The sequence below is a fragment of the Streptomyces sp. NPDC059371 genome (assembly GCF_042751995.1).
GTDB lineage: Bacteria > Actinomycetota > Actinomycetes > Streptomycetales > Streptomycetaceae > Streptomyces.
The window spans coordinates 26,328-33,710 of record NZ_JBHYXD010000054.1 but is presented as its reverse complement, the minus strand read 5'-3'; the positions used below and the strand labels follow the sequence as shown (position 1 = coordinate 33,710).

The window sequence follows — 7,383 nt, the reverse complement described above, 5'->3', positions numbered from 1 at the left end:
CCCCCGACAGACGGCTCGGCCCCGTCTGACCTACCGCCCCCGGGGCTCCGCCCCGCACCCCGCTCCACAGACGCCGGAGGGGCTGAATTTCTCTCCCGCCGGAGGGGCTGGATCTTTGCCCCTCCGGCGGGTGTGGCGGGGTCACTGGTCCGAGGAGAAGCGCAGCGTGGCTGCCGGGAGTTGGGCGTCGCACCAGACTCGGACTCCCTCGCGGAGTTCGTTGTCGGGGCCGACCACCGCGCCGTCGCCGATGACCGTGCCGGTCAGGACGGTGCGTTCGCCGATGCGGGCGCCGGCGCCGACGAAGGAGTCGGTGACGACCGCGCCGGGTTCGACGACGGCTCCGGCGAGGATCGTGCTGCCGGTGATCCGGGCGCCCTCGCCGATACGGGCGCCCTCGCCGACCACCGTGCCACCGGTGAGCTTGGCGTCGGGGGCCACCGTGGCCGAGGGCAGGACCAGGCGGTCGCCGCAGCGGCCGGGGACGGCCGGGGACGGGGCGCGCCCGAGCACCAGGTCGGCGGAGCCGCGGACGAAGGCCTGCGGGGTGCCGAGGTCCAGCCAGTAGGTGGAGTCGACCATGCCCTGGAGATGGGCGCCGGTGGCCAGGAGCTCCGGGAAGGTCTCGCGCTCGACCGAGACAGGGCGGCCCGCGGGGATCGTGTCGATGACCGAGCGGCGGAAGACGTAGGCCCCCGCGTTGATCTGGTCGGTGACGATCTCCTCCGGGCTCTGCGGCTTCTCCAGGAAGGCCGTGACGCGCCCGGTGGTGTCGGTGGGGACCAGGCCGAACGCGCGCGGGTCCTCCACGCGGGTGAGGTGCAGGGAGACGTCCGCGCCGGTCGACTCGTGGACCGCGACCAGCGCGGGGATGTCCAGGCCCGTGAGGATGTCGCCGTTGAAGATCAGGACCGGGTCGTCGGGGCCCGAGCGGAGCCGGGAGGCCACGTTGCGGATGGCGCCGCCGGTGCCCAGCGGCTCGTCCTCGGTGACGTACTCGAGATGGAGGCCCAGCGAGGACCCGTCGCCGAAGTACGGCTCGAAGACCTCGGCGAGGTAGGAGGTCGCCAGCACGATGTGCTCGACGCCCGCCGCGCGCGCCCGCGCGAGCTGGTGCGTGAGGAAGGGGACACCGGCCGCCGGAACCATCGGCTTGGGCGTGCGCACGGTGAGCGGGCGCAGCCGGGTGCCTCTGCCGCCGACCAGGAGGATCGCTTCTGTCACCTGTCGTCTCTGCTTCCTGCCGGGACCGGCCGAACTGTCTTTCGGCCGGCCAGTGTATGCAGACCGTTCGATGGCGCCCTCGATGGCCGTGCGGTGTCCTTCGACGGGCCTCTGCCGTGACGTCGGGTGATCTCCGCCGGCGAGGCCCGGCCGGTCCGTCGCCGGCCGGGCCGCTCCCGGCGGCCGTACGGCGGTCTACCGGCCCTGGTAGCGGGCCGCGGTCGTCCGGGCGGAGCCGAGCTTGCCGTAGAGAAGCCGTCCGGGGCACTCCGTGGCGAACCCGTCCCGATGGCCGGAGATCACATTCAGTCGTACGTTCTTTCCTTTTCGGTAGAGATTGCCACCGGCCGACTTCAGGTATGTCTTGCCACGCGGATTGGCACCGTACAGACCGAGTTTCCATGCCGTGAGCCGGGCGATGGCCTTGAGCGTGGCGTCGGTGGGCTTCGTGGCACCGAACGTGCCGATCACGGCGATCCCCATGCTGTTCGTGTTGAACCCGCGGGTGTGGGCGCCCTGGACCGCCTTCGCGACGCCTCCCGCACGGCCCTCGTAGATGTTGCCGCACTTGTCGACGAGGAAGTTGTAGCCGATGTCACGCCAGCCGCTGCTCACCACGTGATAGCGGTAGATACTGCGGATGACCGAAGGCACCTGCGCGCAGGTGTACTTGTTGCCCGACGCGGTGTGGTGCACGAAGGCGGCCTTGACCGTCTTCGTGTAGAGGAAGCCGCGCTCGCGCAGGTTCTCGTTCGCGCCCCAGCCGCGCCGCGTGACGATCCGGGGGCGCGGTCCGATGTAGGGCGTCAGGCGCCGCTGGGCCGTGCCGCCGGGGAAGTACGTGCGCCGCGTCTCCGCCCGGGAGAGCGCGGGGATCTCGGTCGCTCCCGCACGCAGGCCGTCCGATACGCCCGCCTGCACGCTCCCGTGCAGGCTCCTGGCGCGCAGGCCGGCGGGCGCGCCCCCGGTCCGTCCGGCCGTCCGGGCGTCCGGGCCCGGGGGGTCCCCGCCGGGGTCGACCAGTTCGAGGCGCAGGCCGCCGGGCAGCGACGCGGCGGCGGGGGCGGCCGCGCGTCCGGCCTCGGGGCCGCGTCTGGGCTCGGGGCCGCGTCTGGTCTCGGGGCCGTCCGCGGCACCCTCCTCGAACTCCTGACCGTCCGCGGCACCCTCCTCGGGCTCCTGACCGTCCGCGGTGTTCCGCGCCACCTGCTCCGCCTCGACGCGGATTTCGACGCCGTCCGAGTCCCCCACCCACAGGGGTGCCGTGGAACCGTGCACCCGGCTCGACGCGCTCTCGGCCGTGTCCGGGTCGGCGGCGTGCTCGTCGTTGTGGGCCTCGACGTCCTGCCAGTCCGACCAGTCGCCGGTGCCGGTCGCCCGGGTGCGGACCTGGACACGGCCGTTCAGTTCGGTGGCCGGGTCGTCCCAGACCACGCCGACCAGCGAGAAGGGCCGTACGTTCCGGCGGGTGAGGCCCTGTGTCGAGGCGGTCTGGCCGAGCGTGCGTCTGCGGGTGAGGGGGACGAGAGGCAGGGACTGGGTGCTGCCGGGAGCGGCGGCCTCCGATGTCAGCGTCGCCGGCCCGGCCTGTGCCGGGGTGGCGGGCAGAGTGAGGGGCAGGGCGAGAGCGGCCGCGCAGGTGACGCCGACCGAGGAAGCAAGGAATCCACGCATGCTCCTGATCCTGGACATAGTCATACATATCTGTCCATCGCGGAATTGACGGACCGTCGGACCGTGCTCCGCCGAACCGGTGGCGCGCTCGGCCCGTGCCGCGCGGCGCCCCCGCGTACGCTTGCGCGCGTGAAAGCCACCGACCGCACCCCTGCCGACCTGCTGCGATCCGCGCTCTCCGAGGACCCCGCGCGTCCTTTGGTGACCTTCTACGACGACGCGACGGGCGAACGGGTCGAATTGTCAGTGGCCACCTTCGCCAATTGGGTGGCCAAGACCGCCAACCTGCTCCAGAACGAGATGTCCGCCGAGCCCGGCGAGCGGGTCGCGCTGCTGCTGCCCGCGCACTGGCAGACGGCGGTGTGGCTGCTCGCCTGCTCCTCGGTGGGTGTCGTCGCGGATCTCGGCGGCGACCCGGCGGCCGCCGACCACGTCGTCGCGGGCCCCGGCCGGTTCGACGCCGGGCTCGCCTGTTCCGGCGAGCGCGTCGCCCTCTCGCTCGCCCCGCTCGGCCGCCGCTTCCCGACACCGCCCGCGGGCTACGCCGACTACGCCGTCGAGGTGCCGAGCCAGGGCGACCGTTTCGCGCCGTACGCGCCGGTCGACCCGGAGGACCGGGCCCTGATCGTCGCCGGGGCCACGCTCACGGGCGCGGAGGTCGTGGAGCAGGCCCGCGGCGACGCTCCCGGGCTGGATCTGACGGGCCCCGGTTCCCGCATCCTGTCGGCGCTCCCGTACGACACCTGGGAGGGCGTGACCGCGGGTCTGTACGCGCCGCTCGCGACCGGCGGGTCGGTGGTGCTGTGCCGCCATCTCGACCGGCTGGACGACGACGCGCTCGCCCGGCGCATCGAAAGCGAGCGGGTGACCGCGACGGCGCGCTAGAACCCTGTCCCCGGCGGGCCGGCCGAGGGCACCCGTCGGCGCCGGGGCGTCCCCCGTGCCGGGCGCCCTCCGCGCCGGGGTGTCCCCCGTTCGGCCCATCATCGGCACCCCACACCTGCCGCGTCGGGACATGGTCGTAGGAGCAGCGAGACACGCTCGTACGCCATGAGGGGTGGTGGTCCCGACGTGACCGACACCGCGGGCACTCCCTCCGGAAGCCCGGAGGACCAGGGGCCGGGAGCGTCGCCCACCGGGGCCGGGCGCCGGCGGCGGCGCTGGCTGCGCTGGACGGCGACCGGGGCGGCCGTGGTGGTCCTGGGCGCCGTGGCGGTCGGCTGGGCCGCCTACGAGAAGCTGAACGGGAACATCACGGCCGACAACGACGCGGCCGCCGAGCTCGCCCGGTACGAGAAGGAACGGCCGACCGCGCTGGTCCGCGGCGCGCAGAACATCCTGCTGATCGGGTCCGACTCGCGCTCGGGCGCCGGGAACAAGAAGTACGGGCGCGACTCGGGGACGGAACGGTCCGACACCACGATCCTGCTGCACCTCTCGGCGAACCGGCACAGCGCGACCGCCATGTCGCTGCCCCGCGATCTGATGGTGGACGTGCCGAGCTGCCGGCGCCCCGACGGCACCCGCACCGAGCCCATGTTCGCGATGTTCAACTACGCCTTCGAGGTGGGCGGCTCGGCCTGCACGATCCGGACCGTCGAGAAGCTCACGAACATCCGCGTCGACCATCACATGGTGGTGGACTTCCACGGCTTCAAGGACATGGTCGACGCGGTGGACGGCGTCCAGGTGTGCCTGAGGAAGCCGATCCACGACAAGGCGGCGAAGCTGAACCTGCCCGCGGGCAAGGTCGTGCTGAACGGCGAACAGGCGCTCGGCTACGTGCGCGCCCGCAAGAGCATCGGCAACGGCAGCGACACCGACCGCATGGACCGCCAGCAGAAGTTCCTCGGCGCGCTGATCAGCAAGGTGCGCGGCGACGACGTCCTGCTCAACCCGACGAAGCTGTATCCGGTGCTGGACGCGGCCACCTCGTCGCTGACCACCGACCCGGGACTCGCGAGTCTGCGCGGCCTGTACGACCTTGCTCGCGGCATGCGTGACATCCCCACCGAGGACATCCGGTTCCTGACCGTGCCCCGGAGGTCCTACGTCCTCAACGCCAACCGTGATCAGCTCGTGAAGCCGGCGGCGGCCCGGCTCTTCGGGCGACTGCGCGCGGACGAGCCCGTCGTGGTCGTGAAGGAGCCGCCCGCGAGACCGGCCCAGGGGCAGCCGCCGCATTCCGTGAATCTGTACGGGAACTCCTTCCGCGACTACGAAGGGGAGTCGGCCGGCGACGGAATGTCGACGTCAATAGGGGTTGCCCGGCTCTCCGGAACCCCTGATCCGGCTCCGACTTTCCGCGGCAACACGGCCGCTCAGGACGCCTGCGGGTAAAGCGAGCACCAAGGCGGGGAACAGGCGAGCTAAGAAGTCTCTGAAAATAGGGCGGATTGCCCGGTTGTAGGAACGTCGAATTTGTCACGGCCGTCGCTGGACGTTGAACTCGGCGGATAGTGTGAGCGATCCGGTGCACCCGGCCACAAGGTCAGTCCTTGGGGGTCGCGCACTGCTTGACCGAGACCCGAGCGCCTTTCGAGGGGGAAAAGGCGCCGCGTGGCCCCGACGGAGGATTCAGACAACCGTGGACGCGCAAGGCCGTGGGCGGGCGGACAACATCGACCCCGCAGACCAGTGGGTGCTCAACCCGAACACCGGTGAATACGAACTGCGACTGCCCCCTTCCGGAGCGCAACCGGCTGTGCCGCGGCCGCGGAGGGGAAATCCCTCCGCGGCGACGCGCACCCGTGGCGCGCCGGGCCGGGACCGCGCGGCACCGGGACGGGACCGTGAGGCACCAGGACGGGAACGCGGGGCACCAGGCCCCGACGTGCCGGGACAGCGCCGGCGGCGCGCCGAGCCGCCGGAGCCCCTTCCCGGGCGGCGGCGCGGGCGCACCAAGGCGCCCAAGAAGTCGAAGGCGAAGAAGGTGCTGCTCTGGACCGGCGGCATCATGGCGCTGGTCCTGGTGGCCGTCACGGGCGCCGCGTACGCCTATCTCAAGCACCTTGAGGGCAACGTCCAGACCGAGGACGTCGGCGGTTCGGCCAAGAACGGCTTCAGCAAGGACGAGGCCTTCAACATCCTCATCATCGGCACCGACAAGCGCACCGGTGCGGGCAACGAGGGCTACGGCGACAAGAACAGCGTCGGGCACGCGGACACGAACATCCTGCTGCACGTCTCCAAGGACCGGACGAACGCGACCGCGATGAGCATTCCGCGCGACCTCATCGTCGACATCCCCGAGTGCAAGTCGAAGCAGGAGGACGGCAGCGAGAAGGTCATCAAGCCTTCCGAGAACGTCCGTTTCAACACCAGCCTCGGCCAGGAGGACCGCAACCCCGGCTGCACGATGGACACGGTCAAGGCCGTCACCGGCATCACGGTCGACCACTTCATGATGGCCGACTTCAACGCCGTCAAGACGCTGACCACCGCGGTCGACGGTGTCGACGTCTGTGTCGCCAAGGACGTCAACGACCCCGACTCGCACCTCAAGCTCTCGGCCGGCAAGCACACCATCGAGGGCGAGCAGGCCCTCGCCTTCGTACGCACCCGGCACAGCTTCGGCAACCAGGGCGACCTCGACCGCATCAAGGTGCAGCAGCAGTTCATCGGCTCCCTGATGCGCAAGATGAGCTCCAGCAACACCCTCACCAACCCAACCAAGCTGTACAAGCTGGCCGAGGCCGCCACCAAGGCGCTGACCGTCGACACCGGCATCGGCAGCGTCAGCACGCTCAAGGACATGGCCCTGGAGCTGAAGAAGGTGCCGACGAAGAACATCACCTTCACCACGGTCCCGGTGATAGACAACCCGGCCGAGAAGGTGCACGCCACCGTCGTGGTCAACCCGAACACGGCCCAGTCGGTCTTCGACGCGATCAAGAACGACGTCTCCTTCACCGCCGTGAAGCAGAGGGAGAAGAAGGAGAAGGCCGCGGTGGCCGCCCGCCTCAAGGGCTCCCGCTCCGCCGCCTCCGACATCCGCGTCGACATCTACAACGGCGGGGCCGAGGCGGGCTCCGCACAGGAAACTCTTAACTGGCTGCAGAATGATGAGGGCGTGCTCAAGTCCAGCCAGCTCGGCAACGCCGACGAAACACTCGGCAAGACGACCCTGGAGTACTCTCCCGACCAGGCCGACCAGGCACGCAAGCTGGCGGATCTCATGGGTCTGTCCGGCTCGGCGATGAAGCCCGGCAAGAGCGAGAAGAACTCACAGGGGCTGCCCGCGATCGTGCTGACCCTGGGCAAGGACTTCAAGGGCGCCGGTGTGCCTTTGACCGCTGCGACGAAGGCGCCCGACGTGGAGAAGTCCACGGCGGACAAAACGGTGTGCGCGAAGTGACCTAACGGGTTCGTCAGGCGTCCTACAGGGCGCGAGCGGTTGTGGGGGCGGCGGGGGGGAACCCCCCCCCGCGCCCCCGCCGCACCCCGAGTTTGGGGGCCGGGGGGGGGGGGGGGGGGGGTTTGGGC

Annotated in this window: 5 protein-coding genes; 3 read left to right on the top strand and 2 right to left on the bottom strand. The window is 71.0% G+C overall.

Annotated features, from left to right (window positions below):
• Window positions 1-141: 141 nt before the first annotated feature.
• Complete coding sequence (locus ACFXGX_RS26585) at window positions 142-1,224, bottom strand: sugar phosphate nucleotidyltransferase (protein ID WP_384795657.1); 1,083 nt, start codon at window positions 1,222-1,224, stop codon at window positions 142-144.
• Window positions 1,225-1,419: 195 nt separating this feature from the next.
• Window positions 1,420-2,898: a peptidoglycan recognition protein gene (locus ACFXGX_RS26580; protein WP_384795655.1), complete on the bottom strand. Its 1,479-nt coding sequence runs from the start codon at window positions 2,896-2,898 to the stop codon at window positions 1,420-1,422.
• 129 nt (window positions 2,899-3,027) lie between these two features.
• On the opposite strand from ACFXGX_RS26580, the gene ACFXGX_RS26575 reads away from it, so the two are divergent.
• From ACFXGX_RS26575 to ACFXGX_RS26565, 3 genes are all read left to right on the top strand, one after another.
• Window positions 3,028-3,783: a TIGR03089 family protein gene (locus tag ACFXGX_RS26575; RefSeq protein ID WP_384795653.1), complete on the top strand. Its 756-nt coding sequence runs from the start codon at window positions 3,028-3,030 to the stop codon at window positions 3,781-3,783.
• A gap of 165 nt (window positions 3,784-3,948) precedes the next feature.
• Window positions 3,949-5,238, top strand: coding sequence for an LCP family protein (locus tag ACFXGX_RS26570; RefSeq protein ID WP_384795652.1), 1,290 nt, complete (start codon window positions 3,949-3,951; stop codon window positions 5,236-5,238).
• Between the two features lie 247 nt (window positions 5,239-5,485).
• Window positions 5,486-7,255 carry an LCP family protein gene (locus tag ACFXGX_RS26565; RefSeq protein ID WP_384795650.1) on the top strand — a complete coding sequence of 590 codons (1,770 nt, stop codon included), beginning with the start codon at window positions 5,486-5,488 and terminating at the stop codon, window positions 7,253-7,255.
• Window positions 7,256-7,383: the final 128 nt, after the last annotated feature.